General features: G+C 67.1%; 17 protein-coding genes and 1 pseudogene. 10 read left to right on the top strand and 8 right to left on the bottom strand.

The features are described 5' to 3' along the window. Window positions 1-11 precede the first annotated feature (11 nt). Entirely contained in the window at window positions 12-1,433 is a 1,422-nt protein-coding gene (locus ACIA8C_RS08575; protein ID WP_397132387.1) for an MFS transporter, read from the top strand. Here the strand turns inward: ACIA8C_RS08575 and ACIA8C_RS08570 are convergent. Next, window positions 1,426-3,528, bottom strand: coding sequence for an AMP-binding protein (locus tag ACIA8C_RS08570; RefSeq protein ID WP_397132823.1), 2,103 nt, complete (start codon window positions 3,526-3,528; stop codon window positions 1,426-1,428). The genes ACIA8C_RS08575 and ACIA8C_RS08570 overlap by 8 nt on opposite strands. Before the next feature lie 283 nt (window positions 3,529-3,811). Here ACIA8C_RS08570 and ACIA8C_RS08565 point away from each other — a divergent pair, with 283 nt between their 5' ends. After that, entirely contained in the window at window positions 3,812-4,855 is a 1,044-nt protein-coding gene (locus ACIA8C_RS08565) for an alpha/beta hydrolase (protein WP_397132385.1), read from the top strand. Window positions 4,856-4,868: 13 nt separating this feature from the next. On the opposite strand, the gene ACIA8C_RS08560 is transcribed toward ACIA8C_RS08565, so the two are convergent. Beyond that, on the bottom strand, window positions 4,869-6,239 hold the full coding sequence (locus ACIA8C_RS08560; RefSeq protein ID WP_397132383.1) for an ABC1 kinase family protein: 1,371 nt from the start codon (window positions 6,237-6,239) through the stop codon (window positions 4,869-4,871). 109 nt (window positions 6,240-6,348) lie between these two features. Here ACIA8C_RS08560 and ACIA8C_RS08555 point away from each other — a divergent pair, with 109 nt between their 5' ends. The 3 genes from ACIA8C_RS08555 (at window position 6,349) to ACIA8C_RS08545 (ending at window position 9,239) form a co-directional block, all read left to right on the top strand. Continuing rightward, window positions 6,349-6,978: a TetR/AcrR family transcriptional regulator gene (locus ACIA8C_RS08555; RefSeq protein ID WP_397132381.1), complete on the top strand. Its 630-nt coding sequence runs from the start codon at window positions 6,349-6,351 to the stop codon at window positions 6,976-6,978. Window positions 6,979-7,231: 253 nt separating this feature from the next. Then, the gene (locus ACIA8C_RS08550) at window positions 7,232-8,431 is read left to right on the top strand and encodes a PucR family transcriptional regulator (RefSeq protein ID WP_397132379.1); all 1,200 of its coding nucleotides are present in this window, start codon (window positions 7,232-7,234) and stop codon (window positions 8,429-8,431) included. Between the two features lie 127 nt (window positions 8,432-8,558). Continuing rightward, a complete protein-coding gene (locus ACIA8C_RS08545) occupies window positions 8,559-9,239 on the top strand; it encodes a hypothetical protein (protein WP_397132377.1) in 681 nt (226 codons plus the stop codon). Here the strand turns inward: ACIA8C_RS08545 and ACIA8C_RS08540 are convergent. Continuing rightward, window positions 9,236-10,627, bottom strand: a complete 1,392-nt coding sequence (locus ACIA8C_RS08540; RefSeq protein WP_397132375.1) for a condensation domain-containing protein — start codon at window positions 10,625-10,627, stop codon at window positions 9,236-9,238. The genes ACIA8C_RS08545 and ACIA8C_RS08540 overlap by 4 nt on opposite strands. Then, complete coding sequence (locus ACIA8C_RS08535; protein WP_397132373.1) at window positions 10,624-16,971, bottom strand: type I polyketide synthase; 6,348 nt, start codon at window positions 16,969-16,971, stop codon at window positions 10,624-10,626. The genes ACIA8C_RS08540 and ACIA8C_RS08535 overlap by 4 nt, the downstream gene beginning before the upstream one ends. 364 nt (window positions 16,972-17,335) lie before the next feature. Here ACIA8C_RS08535 and ACIA8C_RS08530 point away from each other — a divergent pair, with 364 nt between their 5' ends. Both ACIA8C_RS08530 and ACIA8C_RS08525 read left to right on the top strand, forming a co-directional pair. Then, complete coding sequence (locus tag ACIA8C_RS08530; protein ID WP_397132371.1) at window positions 17,336-19,552, top strand: MMPL family transporter; 2,217 nt, start codon at window positions 17,336-17,338, stop codon at window positions 19,550-19,552. 52 nt (window positions 19,553-19,604) lie between these two features. Then, on the top strand, window positions 19,605-20,621 hold the full coding sequence (locus ACIA8C_RS08525; protein WP_397132369.1) for a cytochrome P450: 1,017 nt from the start codon (window positions 19,605-19,607) through the stop codon (window positions 20,619-20,621). Window positions 20,622-20,674: 53 nt separating this feature from the next. Here the strand turns inward: ACIA8C_RS08525 and ACIA8C_RS08520 are convergent, their stop codons facing one another. After that, entirely contained in the window at window positions 20,675-21,031 is a 357-nt protein-coding gene (locus ACIA8C_RS08520) for a hypothetical protein (RefSeq protein ID WP_397132367.1), read from the bottom strand. A 282-nt stretch (window positions 21,032-21,313) separates the two neighbouring features. Beyond that, window positions 21,314-21,694, bottom strand: a complete 381-nt coding sequence (locus tag ACIA8C_RS08515; RefSeq protein ID WP_397132365.1) for a hypothetical protein — start codon at window positions 21,692-21,694, stop codon at window positions 21,314-21,316. 184 nt (window positions 21,695-21,878) lie between these two features. On the opposite strand from ACIA8C_RS08515, the pseudogene ACIA8C_RS08510 reads away from it, so the two are divergent. Beyond that, a pseudogene (locus ACIA8C_RS08510) lies at window positions 21,879-22,193 on the top strand (ArsR/SmtB family transcription factor); the annotation flags it as partial. 3 nt (window positions 22,194-22,196) lie between these two features. Then, complete coding sequence (locus ACIA8C_RS08505) at window positions 22,197-22,679, top strand: SRPBCC family protein (protein WP_397132821.1); 483 nt, start codon at window positions 22,197-22,199, stop codon at window positions 22,677-22,679. A gap of 63 nt (window positions 22,680-22,742) precedes the next feature. On the opposite strand, the gene ACIA8C_RS08500 is transcribed toward ACIA8C_RS08505, so the two are convergent. Together ACIA8C_RS08500 and ACIA8C_RS08495 are read right to left on the bottom strand one after the other, a co-directional pair. Continuing rightward, entirely contained in the window at window positions 22,743-23,597 is an 855-nt protein-coding gene (locus ACIA8C_RS08500; protein WP_397132363.1) for a class II glutamine amidotransferase, read from the bottom strand. Window positions 23,598-23,706: 109 nt separating this feature from the next. Next, window positions 23,707-24,864, bottom strand: coding sequence for an epoxide hydrolase family protein (locus ACIA8C_RS08495; protein WP_397132361.1), 1,158 nt, complete (start codon window positions 24,862-24,864; stop codon window positions 23,707-23,709). 216 nt (window positions 24,865-25,080) lie between these two features. Here ACIA8C_RS08495 and ACIA8C_RS08490 point away from each other — a divergent pair, with 216 nt between their 5' ends. Continuing rightward, complete coding sequence (locus ACIA8C_RS08490; RefSeq protein ID WP_397132359.1) at window positions 25,081-25,455, top strand: hypothetical protein; 375 nt, start codon at window positions 25,081-25,083, stop codon at window positions 25,453-25,455. The last annotated feature ends 3 nt before the right edge of the window (window positions 25,456-25,458 follow it).

Genomic DNA, 25,458 nt, shown 5'->3' with positions numbered 1-25,458 from the left:
GGAGCTTTCAGATGACGGAGATCGGTACCCGCCTGCCCGGTGCATCGATGCGGGGCGGGTTCGGTGCGTGGCTCGCGTTCACCGGCTGCCTCATCGCGGTATTCATGCAGATGATCGACGTGACCATCGTGAACACCGCATTGCCGAATCTCACTGCGGACCTGACGGCTTCGTCGTCCCAGCAGCTGCTGGTGGTGTCCGGTTACTCGCTGGCGTTCGCGTGCACGCTGCTCACCGCGGCGAGAATCGGCGCGATCTTCGGCCGCCGCGTCGTGTTCCTGGTCTCGGTGGTCGCGTTCACCGCGATGTCGGTGTGGTGTGGAATATCGACCAGTGCAACGGAACTCGTGATCGCCCGGATCTTCCAGGGGGCCGCTGGCGCGGGAATGGCGGCGCAGACCATCGCCATCCTCATCGCGAGTTTTCCGCCGAGCCGCCATCAGCTGGTGTTCGCGCTGTACGGAGCGACCGCGGGCTTCGCGGGCATGCTCGGCCCGATCGTCGGCGGGGGGCTCGTCACGGCCGATATCGCCGGTCTCGGTTGGCATTCGGTGTTCCTGATGAACCTGCCGATCGGCATCCTCGCGTTCGTCCTCGGTTTCCGATACCTGCGCCTCGGCAAGCCGCCGGAACGCGACGGCCTTGATCTCGGCGGCGTAGCGCTGTCCACCGTGAGCCTGTTCGCGCTGCTCGCCGCGCTCGCGGATATCCAGCAGAACGGCTGGCGGCCAGCGCCTTTCGGTGTGATCGCCGCGGCGCTCGCAGTGGGGGCGGTGTTCATCGGTTACGAGCGCAGACTGGGCAGGCGCGGTGGCAGCCCGCTGGTTCGCCTGGATCTGTTCGCCAATCGTGGATTCGCCTTAGGTGCCGGACTGGTGGCGAGCTTCTTCGGCCTCTTCACCGCGTTCGTCTTCACCGTGTCGATCACGCTGCAGGACGAGCTGCATTTCTCCCCGCTGCGCACCGGCGTGGCGATGACACCGTTCGCACTCGGCGCGGGTGCGGGCGCGATCGCCTCGTTGTTCCTGATAAAGCGTTGGGGGGTAAAAGTACTCGCGTTCGGCATCGCACTGTATGGGGGATTGGTGGCGGTGGGTGCGGTGTATCTGCACCTGACGAACGGGCAGGTGAATCTCGCACTCGCCCTTGGGCCGGTGTTCCTCGCAGGCCTCGGGGTCGGCCTGTTCGGCGTGCAACTGCAACCGCTGATGCTGGCGGGTCTGCGGGAGCGGCAGATGGCCGAGGCCTCGGGCCAGTTGCCCACCATCGAGCAGATCGGCAATGCGGTCGGCCTGGCCCTGTTGAGCGTGGTGTTCTTTCGCGCGCACACCCTGGGCGGCAGCATCGTCATGTTTCTCGCCATCGCGATCTGCGCCATCGCCATGGCGGTCCCGACACTCGCACTGCCCGACCCGGCGAAGCAGCTCAGGTGATCAAATGAGCGCCACCGAGCGCCGACGGCATCGTTTCGCCAGGTGTCGGTCCGATGAGCAGCTGCTTGATGATCTTGCCGGTTTCGCCACGCGGCAGCGAAGCCAGGAAGGTGACGTCGCGCGGCACCGAGAAGCGACTCAACCGATGACGGATGTAGGACCGGATCATGTCCGAATCCAGGCCTGCCCCTTCGCGTTTCACCACGAACGCGGCAAGCCGCTGGCCGAATTCCTGATCCGGCACACCGACCACGGCGACCTCGCTGACCTGCGGCAGGTGCGCGAGCGCCTCTTCCACCGGCCGCGGAAAGACGTTCTCACCCCCGGAAATGATCATCTCGTCGTCCCGCCCCGCGATGAACAGCCGCCCCGCGACGTCGAGATAGCCGAGGTCGCCGGTGTCGAGCATCCCGTCGGCCTCCGCGGGCGGTGCCGAGCTCACATATCCATCGAACAGCATGTGGTTGCCGACGAAAATGTGCCCGGTGACGCCGACCGGCACCGGGCGCTGGTCCGGCCCGAGCACGGCGATTCTGGTGCCGAGCGGCGGCCTGCCCGCGGTGGTCGGCGCGGTCCGCAGGTCGTCGGGCGTGGCGATGGTGGCCCAGGAGACCTCGGTGGAACCGTAGACGTTGTAGAGGATCTCGCCGTAGGTATCCAGGAAGCGCAGCACCGTCGCCCCCGTCAGCGGCGCACCGCAGCTGACCACCGCGCGCAGGCTCGACGTGTCGTAGCGAGCGCGCACCGCGGCGGGCAGATCGAGGATGCGGTTCACCATGGTCGGCACGACGATCATGCTGGCCACCCGATGCTCGGCGACGAGCCGCAGGCACTCCTCGGCGTCGAAACGCTCGGGCAGCACCACGGTCGCGCGCAGCGGCGTGCTGATCTGCAGACCGGCCAGCCCCCAGGTATGGAACAGCGGGGCCGGGATGAGCATCGCCTGCTCCATCGGCAGCGGAATCCGGGAGAGCAGCGCGGCGATGGTGCCGAAGCCCTTGGGTTGCGGTCGGCGCGCGCCCTTCGGTGTGCCGCTGGTGCCGGAGGTCAGCACGATCAGCCTGCCCGGTCGGTTCGGACGCCGAAAGTCGAGCTCTCCCTTCACGATCAGGTCATCGATGGTGACCCGATGCGGCACCGGCGGGCGGCCGTCGGTGGTGAAGCGCGGCAGGTCGGCGTGCAGGTAGTGGACCAGCTGCTCGAGGTCGCCGTCGACGAACAGCGCGGCAAGCCGGTGCCGCTGCACGATGTCCTCGATCTGCCGACCGGACAGCCCCACGTTCAACAGCGCCACATCGACGCCGAGTTTCCCTGCGGCGACCATGCATTCGATCATCCCGGCGTGGTTGCGGGAGAGTAATCCCACCGTGTCGCCGAAGCCGAGGTCGAGCCCGGCCAGCGCGCCGGCCAGCGCGCTTGTCCGAGTGTGCATCTCGGCGAAGGTGCGGGTGCCGGAGTCGTCGATGACGGCGATCCGATCCGGTGCGTACGCGGCCGCCGCCGCATAACCACCGGCCAGGTTGAATCCCCATTTAGCAAGGGAGCGCGCCTGTTTGACGCCGGTCGCGACGTTCGCGGTCCGCCCGACACCGACGGTGACCATCTGTTTGGCCACGCTGACCTGCCGACGCAGCGGCGAATTCTCGGCATTGACCACCGTCGAGGTTCGCGCGCCACGGATAACGTCGACCGCCCGCCGCAGGCCTCGGTTCACCCACGACACCACTGCCGAGTTGGACTGCTCGGCGATCGCCGGATGCAACCGGCCGGGCGCGAACACGGTGACAACGACCCTCGTGCGCTCCTCGTCACCCCGCAGCCGCACCGACACGAAACTGCCGGTCCCTGGGCACTGTAATTCCACGCTCTCGTACCAGCGCTGCACGGTGAGCCGCAGCTGGTGGGTGCGAATGCCGGATGCGGCGGTGCCGATGCGCACATGTGCGATGCGGCTGTCCGGCCCGGCCTCCACGAGCTCACAGCCGCCGATTCCGGCGAACAACCGCGGGTAGGTTTGCGGTTCGAGAAGCAGATCCCACAGCGCTTTACGGGCGACCGGGAAGTCCGCACTCACATCGATGACATCGGTAACCAACTCACGCACTTCTCGTCGGCCGGTTCGAACAGCTCGGGGCCGGCGGGTGCCCCTCGATCCGCGGGTCACCCGTGCGGCCGATGCGTCAGCGAACCGGCAACCTGCTATCGACCCCAGTATGGGGTGCGATGGCCGAGATGCTGACCATTTACCTCGACATTGTGTGCTGTCCAGTTACCGGCTGACCTGGATGTGAGTCCGACCAATTCGCAACGGATTCCGAGCGTTTGTGATCGTCGCGGCCTACGGTCGGCCGAAACCCAGGTCATGCTCGGAGGTGTAGGTGGGCGTCGGGGACAGACAGACGAGTGCCCGGGTGGCCGCGGTGATCGGTGCGGCGGTGCTGGCGTGCTCCGGCGGGGTCGCCTTCGCCGACTCGGACGCCGTGACGCTTGTGTCGCCGGATGGCTCGCGGCTGGTCAGCACGGAGCAAGGACCAGGCAGAGTCCTCGATCTGACCGTGTACTCGGCGGCCATGGGGCGGACAATATCGGTCGAAGTGCTTCCGGCGGCGAATGATTCGCGACCCGCACCGACCCTGTACCTCCTCAACGGGATCAACGGCGGCACCGACACCGGCGACTGGCGCACCGGCGACAACTGGTTCACCAAGACCGACGCCGCGCGCTTCTTCGCCGATCAGCAGGTCACCGTGGTGATGCCGGTCGGCGGTGGCGGCACCCTCTTCGCCGACTGGCGAGACGACGATCCGGTGCTCGGCAGGCAACGGTGGTCCACCTTTCTCACCGCCGAACTCCCCACGATCATCGACTCCGCCTTTCGCGGCACCGGCGCGAATGCCATTGCGGGACCGTCGATGGCGAGCTCCGCGGTATTCCGTCTCGCCCTCGCCGCACCGCGGCGCTATCTCGCGATCGGCTCTTACAGCGGCTGCGCGCGCACCAGCGACCCGGCCGGACAGGCGATGGTCGACGCCATGGTGCTCGGCCAGCGCGGCAATCCGCTGAACCTGTGGGGCCCGCCCACCGACCCTGCGTGGGCGGCCAACGACCCCTATCTGCACGCCGACCGGTTGCGCGGCACCACCATCTACGTCTCCACCGGCACCGGGCAGGCCGGGCCGCTCGACACTCTCGACGGACCGGGCATCAACGCGAATCCGCTGAAACTTCTCGATCAGCTGACCGTCGGGGGAGCGTTGGACGCCATCACCGCGGCCTGCACCGCACAGCTGCGAGAACGATTGCGGGAGTTGAACATTCCCGCGAGCTTCAGCGAACGGAGCGCCGGTACCCATTCCTGGGGATACTGGCAGCAGGACCTGCACAACTCCTGGCCGCTGTTTCGTACCGCGCTCGGAGACTGAGGCGCAACGGATTTCACGCACCGGCCCGCCAGCGCGCCACCTCCCGCCCGACCTCGGTGGCAGGCGGTTCACGGTAGAGCCACTCCCTGGCGATCCGGTGCCAGTTGTTGGTGGTTTCCAGCTGGCCGAGTGCGGCGAAGGTGAACAGGTCGGCCCGGCGGGAGAACACGTGCTCGGCGGGCAGTCGCTGCTTGCGCATGCCGCGGAATTCGGCAGTGCGCGGATCGATGGCGAGAATCAGTGCGCCGGTGGCCAATTCGGGCGTGATGGTGATCTCCTCGTCGCCCAGGTGCCAGCCTGCCGCGGCCCACACGTATTCCAGGCACTCCGCCGCGTCGACGCCGGAATCGGGATCCATGATCTCGTGCCGGACCCACATCTCGTACAGATCGTCGGCGCGGTACTCGCTCGCGGCTTGCAGGCAGGCCCGTTCGAGTTCGACATGTACCGGGTCCATGCTGTGGTACAGCCCGAAATCCACGAAACCGAGCCTTCCGTCGTCGGCGAGCATGATGTTGCCGGGATGCGGGTCACCGCAGAATTCGAAGTCGGTGAACAGGGAACTGATGTAGAAGCGATAGATCAGCTCGCCGATCCGATTGCGATCCGCGCTCGGCAACCCCCGAATCTGTTGATACGGTTGGCCTTCGAGGAACTCGGTGACCAGGACGTGTGGCCCGCACAGCTCTTCGACGCTGTCCGGCACCGTGACGAACGGATGGCCGCGATAGCGCGCGGCAACGCGATGCTGCGTGTGCGCCTCGCGCACGTAGTCGAGTTCGCTGCCGATATTGCGCGCGATCTCGTCGAGCACGTCCGCGTCGGCGGCGCTCGGCAGCATGGACTTCCACAGCCTGCTGAACAACGCCAGGTTCCGCATATCCGCCTCGACGGCGTCGTCCACCCCCGGGTACTTCACCTTGACCGCGACCGCGCGCCCGTCGTGCAGCCTGGCCCGATACACCTGGCCGATCGAGGCCGCGGCGATCGCGGTCTCGTCGAAGTCGGCGAAGACGCGTGCCATCGGCCCGAGGTCGTCCTCCAGCACCGCGCGCATGGCCGGGAAGGCGACGATCGGCGCCTGGTCGCGCAGTTCGGCGAGTTTGACCCGGAACATCTCCCGGTGTTGCTCCGGCAGCAGGTCGACGTCGAGCACCGACAGCATCTGGCCCAGCTTCATCGCCGCGCCCTTGAGTCCGCCGAGCACGGTGACAAGTTGTTGTGCCGCTTGCAAAGTCGACCGCTCGGACAGTCGCTGCCTGGCCTGCTCGGTGCGCCCGATCATCGACAGCCGAGTGCCGACCCCGCGCACTGCCTGCCCCGCGGCCAGACGGCCGATCTTGCTGCCGCGCGCCAGGCGACCCCTGGGTACTCGATCGCCCACTGTCGCACCTCCATTGGCCAATGACGCGGTGGCACCACTCTTGCACACTCGACATTCGGACTGAAGTGAGTAAAGCTCATTTTTGAGCACCAACAGGCAGGAGGACCCGATGCCGCCGAAAGCCGCGGGTGAGCGCCGTCGTCCGACCCAGGAACGGGCCAAGGCGACCCGCGAACACATCCTGGACACCGCCGCGAAGCTGTTCGGCGAACGCGGCATCGCCGACACCTCGACGAACCGGATCGCGACGGCGGCCGGGGTGAGCATCGGCACCGTCTACCGATATTTCACCGACCGCTCGGTCATGGTCGAAGAACTGCTCCGGCGCTTGCTCGAGAACATCGAGCGCCGGTTCTCCCAGCGGGTATTCGGCCTCGGGGAGAAGCCGAGCGAGGAGGTGATCACCGGGATCCTCGAGGTCATCGCCGACGAGCTGGTGGAAAACGCGCTGCTGGTGCGTGCGCTGGTTGCCGGGGTGCAGTTCTACAACAGCGGTATCCCCGAGTTCGAACCGCGGCTGCGGCTGCTGGTGAAGGTGCTGGTGATCCAATTGCTCGGTCCCGGCGACGATCACGAGTACGACGTGATGACCTTCGTGCTGATCAACACCGGCTTCGCGGCGGTGCTGCGTGCCTCGGCGCTGGAGATGGACAGCAGGCAGCGCGCGGAGTCGCTCCGGATGACGGCACGGATGATGGCGGCATGGGTCGACGCCGAACTCGCGGCCGTCAAAAAGTGAGCACCTCGCTATGTACTACCGCGCGAGTCACTACCCGAACCTTGCGCTGATCCCCTGATTTGCCTGGTAACCGGCTGCGAACGCGGCCGTTGGCGGTTGGGCAAAGAGGAGTAGAAGGTGAGCGCTTACTCGGTTTACCGTTACTTCCGATAGCAATAAACCGGTAACAGCGACGTTCTCGGCGCGGCAGCGGCTCAGGTACTTGCCGCCGACGCCGCAGTCGCTGCGGTGTACGGAGACAAGGAGGCCACCGGTGACGATCGAAAGTCTCGATCGACCCGAGCTCGGTGTGCTCGGGCGACAGATTGCCCTGTCGGCGCGCGAGATCGACGCGCTGACCCGCACCGCCATCGACCACGTCGCGGCGGCCAGGCCGTTGTCCGGCGGCGCGCTGCACGGCGAGGTGCGGGTCGTGGTGCGCATCTGCCTCGACTGGCTGATCCAGCGGTTGAACGGCGAGCCGGTCGATGCCCCCACCGCGGGCCTCGAGGCCGCGGCGGCAGGCTGCGCCGGCGCCGGAATCCCGATCGATACGGTGCTGCACGCCGTCAACGAGGGGTTCAAGGTCGGCCTCGACCTGATGGCCTATCCCCGGCCCGCGGACACGCTCGGCGTCGTCACGGGCATCGGCCGGGTGGTCGAGCTGTCGAAGCTGGTCACCGCCGCGGTGAGCAAGGCTTACGTCCGGGAGTACAAGGCCGATGTGGCCGAACATCAAACCGCGACACACAACTTGACCTCGGCGTTGCTCGGCGGCCAGCCCGCCGCGCGGGAATTGCTGTTCGCCGCAGAGTATTTCGTCCTCGCCATCGCGCTGCCCCCGCATCCCGACGAAAGCCGCCCCGGGCTCGATCGGCAGGTCGTCGCCCGGCGCAAACTGCGCCGTCTGCAATCCGCGCTCGCGACGCAGCTCGGCGGCGAGGCGCTGTCGCTGCTCTCCGTCGACGGGGGCACGGTGCTCGTGCCGAGCACCGCGCGGACCGATGCCGAACTCGACGGGCTGGTGCGGGCGTTGGCGGACGCGGCACGCGTACCGATCACGGCCACCGTGGTCACCGCACGGCCCGACGAGGTGCCGGGCGCGGCCCGGCAGGCCCACGAACTCCTAGATACCGCACAACGGATGGGACTCGAGCCCGGTGTGCACCGGTTCGCCGAACTCGCGCTGGTACACCAACTGAGCCGCCCCGGGATCGCCCGTGAGCTACTCGGCAACCATCTCACGCCACTGGACGCGCACCCCGAACTGCGCGAGACTCTGCGGATCTACATCGACACCGATCTCAGCAGGCTGCGCTCAGCCGAACACCTTGGCGTGCACCCGAATACCGTCGACTACCGGCTGCGCCGGATCGGTGAGCTCACCGGCTTCGATCCGGCCAGAGCCAATGGATTGTGGTACCTGCGTTCGGCATTGATCGCACGGATGGGTCTCGTGCGGAATTCGGCGTAGGCAACTATGCCAAGGCGACCGGCCCGATAGCTGTGAGGTGTCCAGTTCCGCGCCGAAGGCGCGTCGACCGCACCGTGTGGCCGCTAGCGTCGAGATCGAACCAGGAATTCGGTCAGCTGGAGGAATTGTGCGCACTGCGTTCCGCGATCCCGTGATCCCCGATGGCGAAAAATCCGTGTACACCGTGGGTGTCGCCGACCAGCCGCAGGCGTTCGAGGTGACCAGCGTGGTGGGCCGTGCGGCATACGACTACCACTCGACGGTGGAACTTCGTGCGAGCGAAGGGAATACGACGATCACGATCGAGCAGCGTTTCAGCCGGGTCGGCGGATGGTTGCGCGCGGCGGACTATCGGGCCGAGACCCGATCGCAGAACGTGCTGGTCTCGCGCGAGGAGGCACATTTCCTCGACACCACCCACCTCCAGTTCGGCAGTGGCGTAGCGCCTTTCCCGTCGAACGTGATGCCGCTCATCGGTGGTCTCACGCTGTTGCGCGGGCTGGATTTCATCGAGGGCGCCGCGACGTCGTTGGACCTGTGGCTGGCCTTCTCGGTGCATTGGCCGGTGACGGCGCGGGTGCACAAGCAGGCGACCATAGAGGTCCCCGCCGGCCTCCTGACCACCTGGCCGGTCCACCTACGTCCTGGCTTCGCGCACGTGAACACCATGCTGGACAAGATGATCGGCGGCTTCATCCCGTCCGCCATCGCCCACTTCGAGACAGACCCGCCACACCGCCTGGCGCGCTTCAGTTTTCCGACCGAGCCCGCCGCGGCCCCACGCGGGCTGATGGAACTGATCGCTTAGCCGCGGTCTGCCGCCACCGCCCGGAACACCGCCTGCATCGCGTGGATGTAGCGGCGCACGGATTCGTGCGCTATCGGGGTGTCGGGGAAGATGACGCTGAGGGTCGTTTCCGACGGCATGCGGTTGATCCAGACCAGGGCTTCCTCGGAGGCGGCGCGGTTGGCGTAGATGCCGCCATTTACCAGGTCGAAGAACTCGTGGCCGTCGAAGTCGCGCGCGTCAACGTAGGAAATCATCGGCGTCGCCCAGCCGGGGCGCACCTTGATGTCGGTGTCGGCGGGCAACAGCTCGAGCACACGATGAAAAGAGGTGGGCGCGAGACGAATACCGTTCTCGTAGGCCCGCTGAGCGATGGTCACGGCGCGGGTGAACGACGTGTCCGCGATCGGGAAGGCCACCGGGACGAGGGCGACATACCAGCCCACCGAGGCGCGTTCGGCCGCGGTGGTGCGGGTGCTGATCGGCGTCATGCCGAAGTAGTAGTCGCCGCCGGTGAGTTCGGCCTCGGCCAGCGCGGCGGCGGCGAAGATGCCGCCGACGAACTCGGCGTCGTTGGCGCGGCAGACCCGTTCGAATCGGCGCGCGTCGGCCTCGCTGAGCAGTGTGATGCGCAGATGCGCGCTGCGGTTGTAGCCATCCCGGCGTTTGCCGAGAGCCAAAGGCAAGCAGGGTAATTCGCCGTCGTTGCCGCGGATCAACTCCAGCCATTTCCGGACACCGGGCGATCCGAGGGTGAGCCGCGCGGTGTGTTCGCGTTCCGCGGTGCAGTATTCGAGATAGCTGGCGGCCGGTGTCAGCGTATCGGGGACATTCCAGGCCTCGCGCGCGTACAAATAGGCCAGGTCCGAGCAGGACAGGTACTGCCCGAGCCCGTCGGTGTGCAGATGGTCTACCGCGAGGTAGACCGTGGTCGAGTCACCGTGCTCGATCGCGCCGAAGGAGAAGCAATCCCATTGGAACGGACCGGGAGTCGTCTTCTGCACGTGCTCCCGGATTGCTTCCGCGTCGTCGAGCTCGCCGTAGTCGATCGGCGCGAAATCGACCACCTCCGCGTCCACCAGGTGCCGCCGGACCGCGCCGCCGACGATGGCGAACCAGGTCCGGAACGTGTCGTGCCGCAACAGGAATGCGTTGATGCTACGGGTCATCGCGTCCCGATCCAGGTCACCGATCGGTATCTCGACGGTGACGAGACAGAGGCCGGAGTAACGGAAGTCGGCCGCCGCGTGCCGATCCGCCAGCCGTAGATACTCCTCCTGTTGATGTGACGGCGGCGCGGGATGGGTGGGCGCCTCGGCGGCTCGCGCCACCGATGCCGCGGTGGCGACCCAGGTCACCATCCGCCCCGGCGCCGGGTTCCATTCATCGATCAGCCCCTGGTCGATCACAGCGCCGCCACCGGCTCGGAAATCGGCTGCGGCCCACCGGGTTCGGCGGCGAGCACCAGTTCGGCGACCTTGGGACCGGCCTGCTCCAGGCTGAACGATCGGCCCATCTGCAATGACATCAGGTCGATACCGAGGGTTTTGGTGACCCGAGCCCCGAGTTCCACGGCCATCAGCGAATCCAGCCCGAGTTCGGGCACCGGCACCGTCATATCGATCGAGTCGACCGGCACACCCATCACGACCGCCAGTTCCGCGGCCATTTTGCGGGCGATGAACGGACCGCGCTTGCTGTCGTCGAGTTCGACCAGTTCGGCGCGCAGCTGGGCCAGCTCGGAGGTGTCCTTCGCGGCGGCCTTGGCCAGCTCGATCGTCCGGCCGGTGCGCGCCAGCTGCGGAAAGGTGCCTGCGAGTTTGGCCCAGTCGGTGGGGATGATCGCGGCCCTGGTGTCGGCCAGGCGCAGCGTTTGCTCCAAATAGGCGGTGGCGTCGGCCATGTCGATCGGTCCGAAGCCGACCAGATCGAGGTATTTGGTGGCCGTCGCGTCGGCGGCCATGCCGCCGGTCGCGCCGGAGAGATGACCCCAGCCGATGCACAGCGCGCGCTCGCCCGCCCTGGCCCACTCCTCGGCCAGCGCCTCGACCGCGACATTGGCCGCGCAGTAGTTGTATTGGCCGTAGATGCCGTACATCGAGCCGCCGGAGGAGTACAGCACGAACATGTCCAGCCGGATGCCCGCCTCGGTGACCGCGCGGTGCAATGCCCGCGCGCCGTGCACCTTCGGCCGGTAGACCTTCGCCAGCTGTTCGTGCGCCATGAGCTCGACGCGATTGTCGGACACCGAGCCCGCCGCGTGGAATACGCCGCGCAGTGGGTGTTCGGCGGTGTGCGCTCTGCTGACCACCGCAGCGACGGCGTCGATGTCGGTCACGTCGACCAGCTCTTCGATCACCTCGATACCGACTGTGCGCCAGGCCTCGAGCTGGCGCCTGGCCGCCTCGGTGGTCGCACCGCCGCGGCCGAGCAGTACCAGTCGGCGCGCGCCGCGCAGCACTAGCCAGCGGCCGGTGGCCATGCCGAAGCCGCCGAAGCCGCCGGTGATGAGATAGCTTGCGTCGCCGCGGATCTCGATATCGGGCAGATAGGGCCGGACCGGTGGCTGCGGTGCGTCGATGCGCAACGCGATTCTGGCCAGTCCGGCGGACCGGATGACCTCCTCGAAAGCGGTTCCCACATCCTGGGTTTCGAACATCTTGTACGGCAGCGGTCGATAGACGCCCGCCACGACCTGTTCGTAGACTCGGTGCAGCAGGTTGGCCAGGCGCTCCGGGCGGACCGCGACCAGCCGGTCAAGATCCATCGAGAAGTAGGCCACGTTCTTGTCGAAATTGGCCAGCTCCAGCAGCCCGCCGGTGTAGATGTCGGCCTTGCCGACCTCGACGATGCGGCCGAATTCGGCTACGGCGTTGAAGTTTTGGCGCAGGATCTCCCCGGGCGCGCTGCTGAGCACGACCTCGGCACCACGACCATCGGTGAGCGCGAGCACGTCGTCGACGAAGTCGAGCGAACGCGAGTGCACCGCGTGGTCCGCGCCGAGCGCCAGGATGTGCTGCCGTCGCTCGTCGGAACTGGCCGTGCCGATGATCCGCGCCCCGCGCGCCTTGGCGACCTGGATGGCGGCCGTGCCGACACCGCCCGCCGCACCGTGGATCAGCACCGTTTCGCCCGGCTCCAGCCGCGCCAACTCCAGGAGCGCGTACTCGGCCGTCGCGAAAGCGATGGCACTGGTGCAGTATCCGGGATCGGTGTCGGCGGGCAGCGGAATCACCAGCTGCCGATCGATGATGGCGTAGCGCCGCATCATGCCCTTGGCCGCCACCGCCACCAAATCGCCGACCGCGATACCGTCGATCCCCGCACCGACCCGCACCACGGTGCCGACGCCCTCCATACCTGGCACGGTGCCGAAATATGTCGGTGCCAGCTCTCGCTCGCCGAGCAGGCCGATGACCTTCAGCGGGTCCTTGTAGTTCAGCCCGATCACCTGCATGCGGACCTCGACCTGGCCTGGGCCGGGCGCTCGACGCGGGCATTCGCGCCAAGCCAGCGCCGAGAGCAGACGAGTGCGGGGTAGTTCGAGCTCGAAATTGGCCTCCGGGTCGGTCAACGGCGCCGCGGTGTCGTGCACCGCCAGGCGCTCGGTGAGGGGCTTGGTCACCACAGGCGCCCAGCGATTACCATCGCGCAGCAGCACCTCATCGGTGTTGTCGTAGGAGAACGCGCCCGGCACCGCCAATTCCGTCACCAGATCGGCGATGTCGGTGCCGGCTTCGACATCGATCAGGCGCCAGCGCAAGGGTGTCTGCTCGTTCAACAGCACCCGCCGGGCCCCGGCCAGCGCGGACTGACGGGAGTCCGGCGCGGATGTGCTGTCCGGCACCGTGAATGCCTGCTCGGTGATCAGGGTGGCATGGACGGAGCCGTCGCCGAAGACCGTCTGCGGAGTCTGTTCCTCCGTCCGAGGGTTGGCGAATTCGTGCATCGCGACGGCGATCCGCTTCAGTGCCCAGAGATCCGCCAGATCGTCGGCACCGGCTCCGGCCACCACGCACACATGGAGCCGGGCTGCCCCCGATGTCCGCGCCTGCCGCAGGTGCTCGACCAGCTCCGCTTCCAGTTCTGGTGCACGCGAGTCGACGAAGTACTGCCGCGCGCCCGGGATCGCGTCCGCCAATTGTGCTGCGCGACGGCTATTTCCGAGCGCAACGACGACCGTGGCGGCCGATCCGGCGTCGGGCAGTGCGGCCGGATCGATGGGGTGGCGCTGTTCCAGCTCCTCGCGGTAATAGAACTCGGCCATCCGATGCAGTGGATCGTCACCGGGTTTCAGCGCGCCGATCTGTAGCCCGGTCAACCGCAGCACGAGGTTCCGCTCGGCGTCGAGCACTTCGACATCGGCGCGCAGCCGCGCCTTCGGATCGCGGCGCGCGACCACCGTTGCCTGTTCCGGAATCGGCGCGAGCAGCCGGACCGCCGCGACGCCGACCGGCACCATGACGCCCTCGCTGATTCGTTCGTCGGCGAAAAGCATTGCCGCGGTCTGCATTGCCGCGTCCACCACCGCCGGATGCGCGAGATGACCGGAGTCCGTGGCGATCGTGCCGTCCACCGTCGCCACCGCGGTGTCCCGGCCGACCCGCACCGAGGTCACCCGCCGGAAGGCTGGACCGTACCGCAGGCCTGCCGCGGCCAGCCCGGCGTAGAACATCTCCGGATCGATATCGACACCGACGTCGATGCTGGGAACCGTCGCCTTCGACGGCAGGTAGCCGCCGGTCAGGGTGCGGCCGAACGCGTGAACGGTCCACGCCGTTCCGGTAGCGTTGCGGGATCTGATCAGGAAGCGTCCACTGGACTCCTCGATGCTCAGCGCCATGAGCGGCACATCCGGCGCGGCCATGATGAGCGGCGCGACGAAGCGAACCTGTTCCAGCGCTACCCGTTTGACGCCGAGCCGGGTCGCCGTCGCGCTGAGCGCCGCGTCCAGGTAGGCGGCACCCGGCATGATCCGGACTCCGTTGACCACGTGATCGGCCAGCCAGGGCAGCAGCTCGGTGCCGACCTGCAGCAGCCAGTCCGCTCTGCCCTCGACATCCGGATCACCGAGCATGGCATAGGTATCGGGGGTGCCGAGCCTGGCCTGTTCGAACAGCGGCAGGGTGGCCTGCAAACGTGTCCGCTGCCACGGGTAACGGGGGAGCGGCACGTGCGCGGTCACCGGGCCACCGGCCGGGAACAGCTGTTCCGGATCGAGTACGCCCGCGCCGTAGAGGCCGATGAGCGTGCGCCGGATGCTCGCGGAGTCGGGCTCCTTGCGGTCGAGGGTCGGCACGGTGGTGCCGTGCACGTCGGCCTCCACCAGCGCCTCGCGGATATTGCCCGACAGCACCGGATGCGGGCCGATCTCCAGGAAGACCCGGCTGCCCGCGCCGATCGCCGTGGTCACGGCGTCGAAGAAGCGCACGGGCTGACGGACATTCGCGCACCAGTACTCGGCGTCCCAGTTGCCCTCCGTGACGAGTTCGCCGGTGACCGTCGAATACAGCGGCACCGTCGGGGATTGCGGGGACAACTCGCCGAGTTCGCCGCGCAGTTCGTCGAGGATCGGATCCATCAGCCGACTGTGATACGGCACCTCCACCCGCAGCCTGCGGGCGAAAGCGCCTTCCTCGGTCAGCGTTTCGGCGATCTCGTCCAACCGGTCCGGATCGCCCGACAACGTGAGGGAGCTGGCGCTGTTGATCGCCGCGATGTCGACTCGCGGGTCGTCCGCGACGAGTTCGCGGGCCCGGTCGACGGATAGTCCGACGGCGAGCATGCCGCCCGATCCGGCGGTGGTCGCTTGCAGCCGGGCTCGGTGGTAGGCGACGCGGACCGCTTCCCGAAGCGACAACATCCCGCTGACGTACGCCGCCGATACCTCGCCCACGCTGTGGCCGACTACCGCGGCAGGCGAAATCCCGTGCTGAGCAAGCTCACTCACCAACGCCACTTGCACGAGGAAGTTGGCTGGCTGCGCCACTTCGGTGCTCGTCATCCGCGACTCAGCCTCGGGCCGCAGCAACGCGTCGATGATCGACCACTGCGCGACCTTGCTGAACTCCGCATCGATCGTCGCCGCGGTTTCGGCGAAGATGCCACCGGCGCATAGCAATTCGCGGGCCATGCCCCACCACTGCGGCCCCATCCCGGAGAAGACGAAGACCGGCTCGTCGTTGCGGGACGCGACCGTGCGCACCGCGTCCCGACCCGCACCTGTCGCGAACTGACGCAGCTCGTGGCACACTTCGTCGGTTTCGCCGAGCAGGACGCCGGTGCGGAATTGATGATGGGCCAACCGCGTCCACGCGGCCTCGGCCAGCCGGTCCGGACTGGTCCCCGCGTCGATCAGGTCGGCGAAGCGACCGGCCATGGCACGCGCGGCACCGGTGCTGCGCGCCGAGATGGGCAAGATGCCGAGGTGCCGCGCCGGTTCGGTGGTCGGCGCCGGGTGGGCGCGGTACTCCTGCAGGATCGCGTGCGCGTTGGTGCCGCCGTAGCCGAAGCCGTTGACCGCGATCGTCATCGGGTCAGCGTGCGGGGGCAGCGGTTCGGCGTCCACCTGGATCCGCAGGCCCAGCTCATCAAGGGGGATATCGGGATTGGGCTTGTCGAGCCACCCCTGCGGCGGGATCACGCGATGCCGAATCGCCATGGCCGCCTTGATCACGCTGGCGATTCCGGCCGCGGCCTCGGTGTGCCCGATCGTCGCCTTGACCGAGCCGACGCCGAGCGGTCGCGTCCGGCCGGCGGGTGCGCCGAAAGCCCGTCCGAGCGCGCGCAATTCGACCGGGTCGCCGACCAGTGTCCCGGTGCCGTGCGCCTCCACATAGGTGATCTCGTCCGGTGTCAGCCCGGCCCGGGCGCACACCGTGCGGGCCAGCGCCTCTTGCGATTCCGCGCTCGGCACGGTGATCGCCGTGGTGCGCCCGTCCTGATTGGCGCCCGTGGCCTTGACCACGGCATAGATGCGGTCACCGTCACGCACCGCGTCGTCGAGCTTCTTCAGCACCACCATGCCAGCGCCCTCGCCACGGCCGTACCCGTCGGCGGCGGCATCGAAGGATTTGCACCGGCCATCGGCGGCGAGGAAGCTGCCCTTGCACATCAGCACGAAGGTCTCCGGCTGCAGCATCACGTTCACCCCGCCCGCCACCGCGACCCGGCAGTCGTCGTTGTCGAGTGCCTGGCAGGCCAGATGGAACGCGACCAGTGACGACGAGCACGCCGTGTCGACGGTGAGCGCCGGTCCGGTCAGGTTGAGCGCGTAGGCGATTCGGTTGGACAGCATGGTGTACGACGCGCTGGCGGGCGTATGCATGTCGGTGTGGAACAGCGCGGGGCCGACCACGCCGATCACTGACTGGTCAACCACGAATCCGCCGACGTACACGCCGACCGGCGCACCGGAGGCGCGGCCCGCGATGCCCGCGTCGTCGAGTGCCTCCCAGGTCACCTCGAGCAGCAGGCGCTGCTGCGGATCGAGCACGGTCGCCTCGCGCGCGGAGATGCCGAAGAAGTCCGGATCGAACTCCCAGGGATCGATCGTCATGAACGCGCCGCGCTTGGTGTAGCTGCGGCCGGGGGTGCGCGGTTCCGGATCGTAGTAGCGGCGGTAGTCCCACCGATCCGGCGGAATCTCGACGACGCCGTCCCGCTTGTCGAGGATGAATTCCCAGAAGGTGTCGGGCGAATCGATGCCGCCCGCATATCGACAACCGATACCAACGATAGCGATATCCGACATGTAGGTCCTCCAGAACACGGCTGTTCGTCTTCACCGCGCGAATCCGCGATAAATATGACAATGCCCAACACAATAGAAACCGGGCTTGATCATATCGACGCGGGCAGGTGGTCAAGGAAATTTTGGAGATCGCTGTAGCGAGGAGCCGTATCGACTGTGAGATAACCTAATTCAGGGTTCTTAACATCGCACTCAGCTGTCACACGGCGGTCTACGCAAGGGGATTGGTACAGCTCACAGCCCGGCCGCCACTCGACTTGTGCGTTGTCGGAACCGGCGAACGCCGTCGTTCGCACCATGGTATCGATTGGTAAGTTCCCGGCGCCGTTCGCGCAATTCACGCACGTATAAGGGAGGCGACGGTTTGTTCGCCGATTTCACGCAGTGGGCAGATATCGTCGTCCGGCGGCGATTCGCGGTGATCGGTGTGATCGTGTTCGCCATGCTCGCGCTCGGCGCGTATGGACTCGGGCTCGGCGACGAATTGAGTTCGCGAGGATGGGACGATCCGACTTCGGAATCGGCGCAGGCGGCCCGATTACGCGACGAGGTATTCGGGTTCGACCACAGCGGTGACGTGATCCTGCTGTTCACCGCGCCGCCGGGAAAAACGATCGATGATCCGGCGTTCGCCGGTGTGGTCGTGGACGGCCTGAACAACCTGCCGAGGCGCTTCCCGAACGAGATCGCGAAGATCAACGGCAGCTACTGGGAGACCGAGACCGGGCTGACGCTGCCGGCTCTTTTCGGCGCCGCGGACCACCGGCACGCGTTCGCGTCCGTCGCCGTGCGAGGTGGCAACGAGACCGCGCTGATGCGCAATTTCGGCAAAGTCGCGGGCCGCATCGACATTCCGGGCATCGACATGCAGGTCGCCGGCGGGCAGGCGGTCGCGGGCGCGCTCAACGACACCATGGTGCGCGATCAGCGGCGGCTGGAGCTGATCGCCGTCCCGGTCGTCGCGGTGCTGCTGTTCTTTCTCTTCGGTGGCGTTGTCGCGGCGGCACTCCCGCTGATCGTCGGTGGTTTGACCGTGCTCGCCGCGTGGGGTGCCATCCGGGCCATCACCCTCGTCACCGAGGTGAATTCGTTTGTTTCCCCGGTTGTTTCGATGATCGGCCTGGGGTTGGCCATCGACTACGGGCTGTTCATCGTGAGCCGATTCCGCGACGAACTGGCCGACGGCCACGAGGTGCCGATGGCGGTGCGGCGCGCGGTGACGACCGCCGGTCGGACGGTGGTGTTCTCGGCGACCATCGTGGTCGCCGCCGCGGGCGCCATTCTGCTGTTCCCGCAAGGCTTCCTGAAGTCGTTCGCCTACGGCGCGATGGTCACCGTCGCGCTGGCCGCGCTGACCTCGATCACGCTGCTGCCCGCGCTGCTCGCGGTGCTCGGCCGCCGGGTGGACGCGCTTGGCTTCGACTGGTTCCGCAAGACCCGATCCGCCGACGATGTGCGGCACAATATTTGGGGACGTATCGCTGATGCGGTGATGAAAAGGCCACTGGCCGTGGCGATCCCGGTGTGTGCGGTATTGCTGCTACTCATCGCGCCGATACAGAACGTGGTATTCGGCGGTATCACCGAGCGCTTCCTACCGCCGGACGACCCGACTCGATTGGCGCAGCAGCACTTCGACGAAATCTTCCCGCTGCGCCGCATCGACCCGATCCAGCTGGTGATGACCACCTATCGCAGCTCGGACATCGATACGGTGGTGGCCCGCGCGAATCAGGCTCCCGGCCTGGCGGCGCCGTTCCCCGCACCGATCCAAGGCCCCGCCGAACCCTTCGTCTACACCACCGACACCGTGCTCACCGGCTCGGACCAGGCCGACGCGGCCATCGACTACTTGCGGTCCATGCCGCTGCCCAGCGGGACGACACTGCTGGTCGGCGGTGAACTCGCCGCACAGCGCGACAGCATCGACGCGCTACTCGACCGGCTGCCGCTGATGCTCACGGTGGTGTTCCTCGCCACGAGCGCGCTGCTTTTCCTCACCTTCGGCTCGCTGATCTTGCCGCTCAAAGCGGCGGCATTGAACCTGCTCGGACTCGGCGCCACCGTCGGCGTACTGACCTGGATATTCGTCGAAGGGCACGGGGCGTCGCTGCTCGGGTGTACACCCCAGCCGATCATGCCGTTGATCCTGATGCTCATCGTCTCGGTGATCTACGGCCTGTCCACCGACTATGAGGTGTTCCTGCTCGCCCGCATCGTCGAGGCGCGCCGGGCGGGCGCGTCCACCGACGCGGCGGTCCGCACCGGTGTCGCCCGCACCGGCCGCATCATCACCGCCGCCGCCGCGATCCTGATCGTGGTGACCGGCGTGTTCGCCCTCTCCGATCTGGTGATGATGCAATACATCGCCCTCGGCATGGTCACCGCACTGTTCATCGACGCGACGATACTGCGGCTACTCCTCGTCCCCGCCACGATGAAACTGCTCGGCGACCTGTGCTGGTGGGCGCCCGGCTGGATGCTGCGCGCACACCGGAAAACCGTTGCCCGCGAGCCTGTTACCGAGGAGCCGCAAGTTCTCCCGGGGAGGACCGAGCACGCGGAGGCAGTCGAACGGTGATTACGCCGTCCTTATCGCGACACGTTGCGAGACGTCCCGCGGGCGGGGGAGCATGGCCTCGATCCCCGGACCTCGTCGCGGCGGAGACGGCCTCGCCGACATCGTCGCCGCAGGCGGCCTACACAACTATCAGCTGCGACTGCACGCCGAGTACGGCCCCGTGGTCCCGTTTCCGCTGCCCGGCGCGGAGACGGCGGTGTCGGTCGCGGACCCGGTGCTGCTCGAGGCCACCGCGAAGATCGATGAGCGGCCGGACAAGTTGTTCGAATTCCTTGCGCCGCTGCAGGAGTCGGGCAATCTCCAGACCATTCCGGCCGACGAGCACGCGCCGTGGCGGCGGATACTGTTGTCGGTGCTCGCCGGACGCCGCTCGCACGAGGCGCATTTCGGGCAGTTCGTGACGCTGGCCCGCGGGCTCGCCGATCGCTGGGCAGACGCGGCAGCGCAGGGCCCAATTCCCTTGCAGCAGGACCTCAGTGCGCTGTCGCTGCGGATGATGTGCGAGTACGCGCTCGGCAGCGGCCTGGCCGCCCCGGAACAGGCCGATCGGGTCGTGTCGGCGTTCGAGGACGTGCTCACCGAGCAGCTGGCTCGGCTGTATCAGGTCGACATGCCGGGCACCGACGAGGAACGCGGCGTCCGCGCGCGGCAGGCCCTGGCGTATCTGCGGTCTGTCGTGGACGACGTGCTCGCGGCGCACCAGGCCGGGGACGCACAGCACAGCGAGAGCGACCTGATCGCCGCGCTGGCCGTCGCGGGCCAGTCCCCGGCGCGGATCCGGGACACCGTGCTGATGACGATGATGGCCGCGCACCACACCACCGGCGTCGCCGTCTCCTGGACGCTGTATCTACTTGCGCAACACCCGCATACAGCCGAACGCGTAGCCGACGAACTCGCGCGTGTACTCGGCGACCGCGCCGCTCCCGACTACGCGGATCTGAAGAAGCTGACGTACCTGACCATGGTGCTGAAGGAATCGATGCGGCTGTACCCGCCGGGGCCCTACGGCGCTCGCGAAGCTACCGAAGACCTCCGCATCTGGATGACTCTGACGGCGCGCCGATGACGTAGGGCCCACGGTGGCCCGCCCGGTGCGGCGGGCCGCCGGCCGTCAGTCGATTACACGCAACGCCAGGAGAAGACGTCGTGCGGCGCGATCGTATGTGCGTGCGTACCGGCGAAATGGCGTCCGCAATAACGCTCGAGATTGACGCCCCACGGGCTGACCCAATCGTGAATTCCCAGTTGCATGTTCGTCACGTTCAGGCGCTCACCCTGGCACCGCCACGCGCCGGCGTCCTTGGTGCGATTCCCGTCGACGTAGGCGCGGATATTGACGATCCCTGGGCTGGGCGCCTGCTCGATACACGCGTCGGCGACGCTGATCCCCTGGACGGCTGCCTGGGCGGCCGGCGCGTGCGCGAAGCCGGTAACGGCGACTGCCGCGGTAATTCCGGAACAGGCGGCAAAAGACATGGCTATGCGACAAAGATTCATGAAAGTATTCCCTCGAGCATTGCGGTCGGCTGCATGCCGGATCGCGAATTCGCCTCGGCGCCGCCGAGATACGGATTTCGACTAACCTTATGGAATGGTAGGGAAAGGTTTTACGAGTCGAAAGTTTACGGCTCGACTCGCCGGTGCTGCCATCCATCGTTCGACGGACAAGTCAGTATCAGTCGGTTGATCGTCTGATGAAAACGGTTGGAACGCAGGGGGTTACGGCGCCATTCCGTGCGGTAACCGCCTCCGTCCGTGCTACCCCAGCTGTGTTGCCTTGGCCTGCCCGGAAACAACGTTGTCGTCCCGGTCGACCAGCGCTACCCGAATCTGCACCGCCTGTCCCGCCGACAACGGCGCATCCAGGTTGACCACAGTGGACTGGCCGGTCCCGTCGCAGGTGACCGCATTTTGTGAACCGGTAGCCGACGGACGGTCGGCATAGGGATCGCCCACCATCGCTTTGATGCCGACCACCCCGGCCGAGGGCTCACAGCTGTAATCGACCCCCACATTCGCCGGACTGATATCGCGGATATCGATGGCATTGTCGGCGTGCGCCGGTGCGGCGGCCAGCCCCATCGCGCCGAAGACGGCAAGCACGAGGGCGGAGCGTCGGTAGTTCCGAATAGTCACCATGGATCTTTGTCCTCCTGCATAGGGGAAGTAGATCGCGGACCACAATCAGAAAACACCGCGGCGTTCACACTGCCGCACTTCCATACTTCCGCACTGTCGCCTATTTTTTGGCATCTTCCGCATTCCGAGGCGTCCGGCGATGGGGGGTTGACAAGGCAGTTCGGTAAGTGTTCACTTACGGTTCGTAGGCACTTACCAAGCAGGAGACGAATGGGGTGCGCTCGCGGATCGGATGCGGCGCACCATCCTGGAGCGCCTGGCCGAGCGGCCGCAGGCGGTCGGTGAGCTCGCGAGCGCGTTGCCGATCAGCAGGCCTGCGGTTTCGCAGCATCTGAAGGTGCTCAAGGACGCGGGGCTGGTGCTGGATCGAGCCGTCGGAACACGCCGGATCTACCAGCTGAACCCGGACGGGATGGGCGCGCTGCGTGCCCAGCTCGATCGGTTCTGGGGCCGCGCCCTCGCCACGTATCAGCAAGTGGTCGAACAACACTCAGGAGAAGTCATGACCAACACCCAAACCGAACCGGTGCGGCAGCAGATCGTCGTCAACGCGCCACTGGAACGCGCCTTCACGCTGTTCATCGAGCGCTTCGATGCGATCAAACCGCGCGAACACAACCTGCTGGCCGTCCCGATCGCCGAGACGGTGTTCGAACCGAGGGTCGGCGGACACATCTACGACCGGGGTGAAGACGGCAGCGTATGTCAGTGGGCCCGGGTGCTGGCCTACGAGCCGCCGAACCGGGTGGTGTTCAGCTGGGATATCAACGGGCGCTGGGAGATCGAGACCGACCCCGGCAAGACCAGCGAGGTCGAGGTCCGCTTCACCGCGGACGGTCCGGATCGCACCCGCGTCGACCTCGAACACCGCCACCTCGACCGGCACGGTGATGGCTGGGAAGCGGTCAAGGCGGGCGTCGGCAACGAAAGCGGTTGGCCGCACTACCTGCAGCGCTACCTCGATGTCGTCGCGCAGGAGGCCTGAACCGGCCGCCACAGTCGGACTGCTTGGGCGAAAGTCGTTGTCCGCGAGCCGGTTACCAGGAGCCTAGTGACTGCGTTGCGAGGCGGCGGCGCCCGCGTCGAGGTCGGACAGCGAGAGGGGATGGGTCGGCGGCCGGGTCAAGATTACGGTCCGCTCGATGCGCAAACCGGCATCGACATGCAGTAGTTCGCCGGGGGCAAGGGCGCGCCAGCGCGGGTCGTCGTCCATCCGTTCGCTGGCCACGATCACGGTCGGGGCGTCGGTGAGATCGGCGGACCGCACCCGTACCGTTCCGCTGGATCCCGCATGCTCGAGATGGTGGCCCGCGGGGCGTTCGAGCACGAACAGCTCGTGTGCGGCCGGGTAGCGCAAGGCCCACAGTTCGGTGGCGGTGGTCAGGATCAGGTTGATCGCGAATATCGGCAACTGGTCGGCGACCCAGCGCACCGCGCTGATGAGTCCGGCCGTGACATCGCCGTTGTGCGCGTCGATCTGTTTGGTGATCAAGGCGAAGAAGCGTTCGGAGTCCGTGTCGCCGGTGACCAAATCCCGGTAGGAGCCCAGTTGTTCGTCGATTCGCGGCAAGTTCTCGATGACACCGTTGTGCGCGAAAATACGCCCGTCCTGGGTGAACGGGTGGGTGTTCGGCACGGTCCGCGCGCCGGTGGACGCGTGGCGCACATGCGCGAGAAACGTCGTCGATTCGCGGTGCTTGGCTTCCGCGGCGAACGGGCGATCCTCGAATACGGCCAGCGGCTGCTTCTCCACCCGCGGCGACCCGTCGCGAGCGAAAGTGCCCAGCCCGGTGCCGTCAGGATTCGTCACGCTCTGCCGTTCGAGGCTGTCGGCCGCGTCGAGCAGCCAGAACGTCGCCTTCACCCGCCGCGGGGCCGCCGTCATCCCGAAGAGTCGACACATAGTTCTGATCGTTGCTGATGGACGGCTCGGTCGTTCAGCCGGGGGCGGGCTTGGTGAGGGCGGCCTCGACCAGGACCTGCACAACTCCTGGCCACTGTTCGAAGCCGCGCTAATCGCGGGACCGGCGGAAGGCGTCGCGCAGCTCGCTGACCAGCACGTCCGGTTGTTCCCAACCCGGGAAATGGCCGCCGTACTCCTTCTCGTTCCAGCTGATCAGGTTGTGGTAGCGGTGCTCGGCCCAACGCTTGGCGACGGGGAACGGTTCGGCCGGAAACAGCGTGCAGGCGGTGGGCACGGTCACCGTCTGCGCGTTCTGTGCCTCCGGGCCGCGCGGCGTCCACCGCAGCGCCTCCCAGTACCAGCGAGCGGTGGAGGCGCCGGTGCCGGTGAACCAGTACAGGGCGATGTCGTCCACCTGCTGTGCCACGGTGACGCCTGCACCTGCCTCAGGTCGCGTGTCCGAAAAAGCAACCAACGCCTGGCTCAGCCACGCCGCGAGCCCGGCCGGCGAGTCCAGCAAGGAGTAGCCGAGCGTCTGCGGGAGCATGCCCTGGGCAATCACATGGGTAGGGCCGGTCATCATGAACCTGTCCCGTTTGGCGAGCATGGCTTTTTCCGCGTCGTCGGCCGTCGCCACGTCCTCGGGGAGGGGCGACGCGATCGGCATGGTCAAATGCAAGGCGGCAACTCGCTCCGGTGCCAGGCAAGCCAGCTCGGTGCTGACGAACGCGCCCCAGTCGCCGCCGTGCGCCCCGAAGCGTTCGTACCCCAGCCTGGTCATCAGCTCTGCCCAGGCTCGTGCGGTCCGGCCGGGGTTCCAGCCGGGTTCCTGGGGCCGTTCGCTGAACCCGAAACCGGGCAGGGCCGGTACGACCACGTCGAAGGCGTCCGCGGCGGAACCGCCGTGCGCGACCGGGTCGGTCAGCGGCCCGATCATGCTCTCGAACTCCAGCACCGAGCCAGGCCAGCCGTGCGTCAGCACCAGCGGAAAGGCGTCGGGCTCGGGCGAGCGTACATGCCAGAACGCGATGTTCAGGCCATCCAGCCGGGTGCGGAAGTGCGGCAGTGCGTTCCAGCGCTCCTCGACGGACCGCCAATCGTGTTCGCGCCAGGCGTCCAGCAGACTCCGCAGCCGGTCAACGCCGACACCCTGCGTACCGTCCTGAACCGTCTCCGCTTCGGGCAGCCGGACGTGGTCGAGACGCGCCCGCAGGTCGTCCAGGTCGTCCTCGGGAATGCGCACCGGGAATGGTTCGATCTCAGTCATGTCCGCGACCCTAGGGCAACGACGTTGCCCCCTCAATACACAGAATTGCGCAGTACGCCGTGTTCAGTTCGACCATCAGACAGGTCGCGTTCGATAGGTGTCGCGGGCGGACGCGACGGTGCGGTTGATGTAGTTGCCGTCTATCGGTCGAATATTGTGGTCCACCGGCATGCCTTCTTCGAAGGCGAGGCGCCGGCAGCTGCCTAAGCTCGCGGTATGGCTGATACCTCGTCCACTGACAACGCGGGTCCCTTGAAGGCCGCGTGCCTGGGCGCTGTCGCCGCGATCGTGCTCGCACCTCCGGCAGCGGCCATCGTCGCGATCGTCTACCGGTTCCCGGTCCCGATGGGGGAGTACGCCCGTGGCGTCGGTGGTGCGGGCACCGCCGCGCTGGCCAGCCTGTTCTATCTGTTGTTCGGGGGCGTCCTGGTTGTCGGGATCCTCGGCGCCGCAGGCGGTTTCGTCGCGGCGCGCGGCGCAGGGCGCGACACCCGTCGCGCCCTGCGCCGCACTCTCGGCGTGGCGGCGGTCGTCGCCCTGCTCGGTGCGACCGCGTTGTCCGTGCTCGAATTCTTTATCGGCGCTTGGTAGGGA

The sequence above is a fragment of the Nocardia sp. NPDC051321 genome, from assembly GCF_044455225.1.
Taxonomy (GTDB): domain Bacteria; phylum Actinomycetota; class Actinomycetes; order Mycobacteriales; family Mycobacteriaceae; genus Nocardia.
This window is presented reverse-complemented; position numbering and strand designations above follow the sequence as displayed.

Coding starts and splice junctions, on each gene's coding strand:
- ACIA8C_RS08500 (WP_397132363.1), bottom strand. CDS start 23,597: ATGTGTCGACTCTTCGGGATGACGGCGGCCCCGCGGCGGGTGAAGGCG.
- ACIA8C_RS08535 (WP_397132373.1), bottom strand. CDS start 16,971: ATGTCGGATATCGCTATCGTTGGTATCGGTTGTCGATATGCGGGCGGC.
- ACIA8C_RS08520 (WP_397132367.1), bottom strand. CDS start 21,031: ATGTCTTTTGCCGCCTGTTCCGGAATTACCGCGGCAGTCGCCGTTACC.
- ACIA8C_RS08575 (WP_397132387.1), top strand. CDS start 12: ATGACGGAGATCGGTACCCGCCTGCCCGGTGCATCGATGCGGGGCGGG.
- ACIA8C_RS08555 (WP_397132381.1), top strand. CDS start 6,349: ATGCCGCCGAAAGCCGCGGGTGAGCGCCGTCGTCCGACCCAGGAACGG.
- ACIA8C_RS08490 (WP_397132359.1), top strand. CDS start 25,081: ATGGCTGATACCTCGTCCACTGACAACGCGGGTCCCTTGAAGGCCGCG.
- ACIA8C_RS08505 (WP_397132821.1), top strand. CDS start 22,197: ATGACCAACACCCAAACCGAACCGGTGCGGCAGCAGATCGTCGTCAAC.
- ACIA8C_RS08515 (WP_397132365.1), bottom strand. CDS start 21,694: ATGGTGACTATTCGGAACTACCGACGCTCCGCCCTCGTGCTTGCCGTC.
- ACIA8C_RS08525 (WP_397132369.1), top strand. CDS start 19,605: ATGGCCTCGATCCCCGGACCTCGTCGCGGCGGAGACGGCCTCGCCGAC.
- ACIA8C_RS08495 (WP_397132361.1), bottom strand. CDS start 24,864: ATGACTGAGATCGAACCATTCCCGGTGCGCATTCCCGAGGACGACCTG.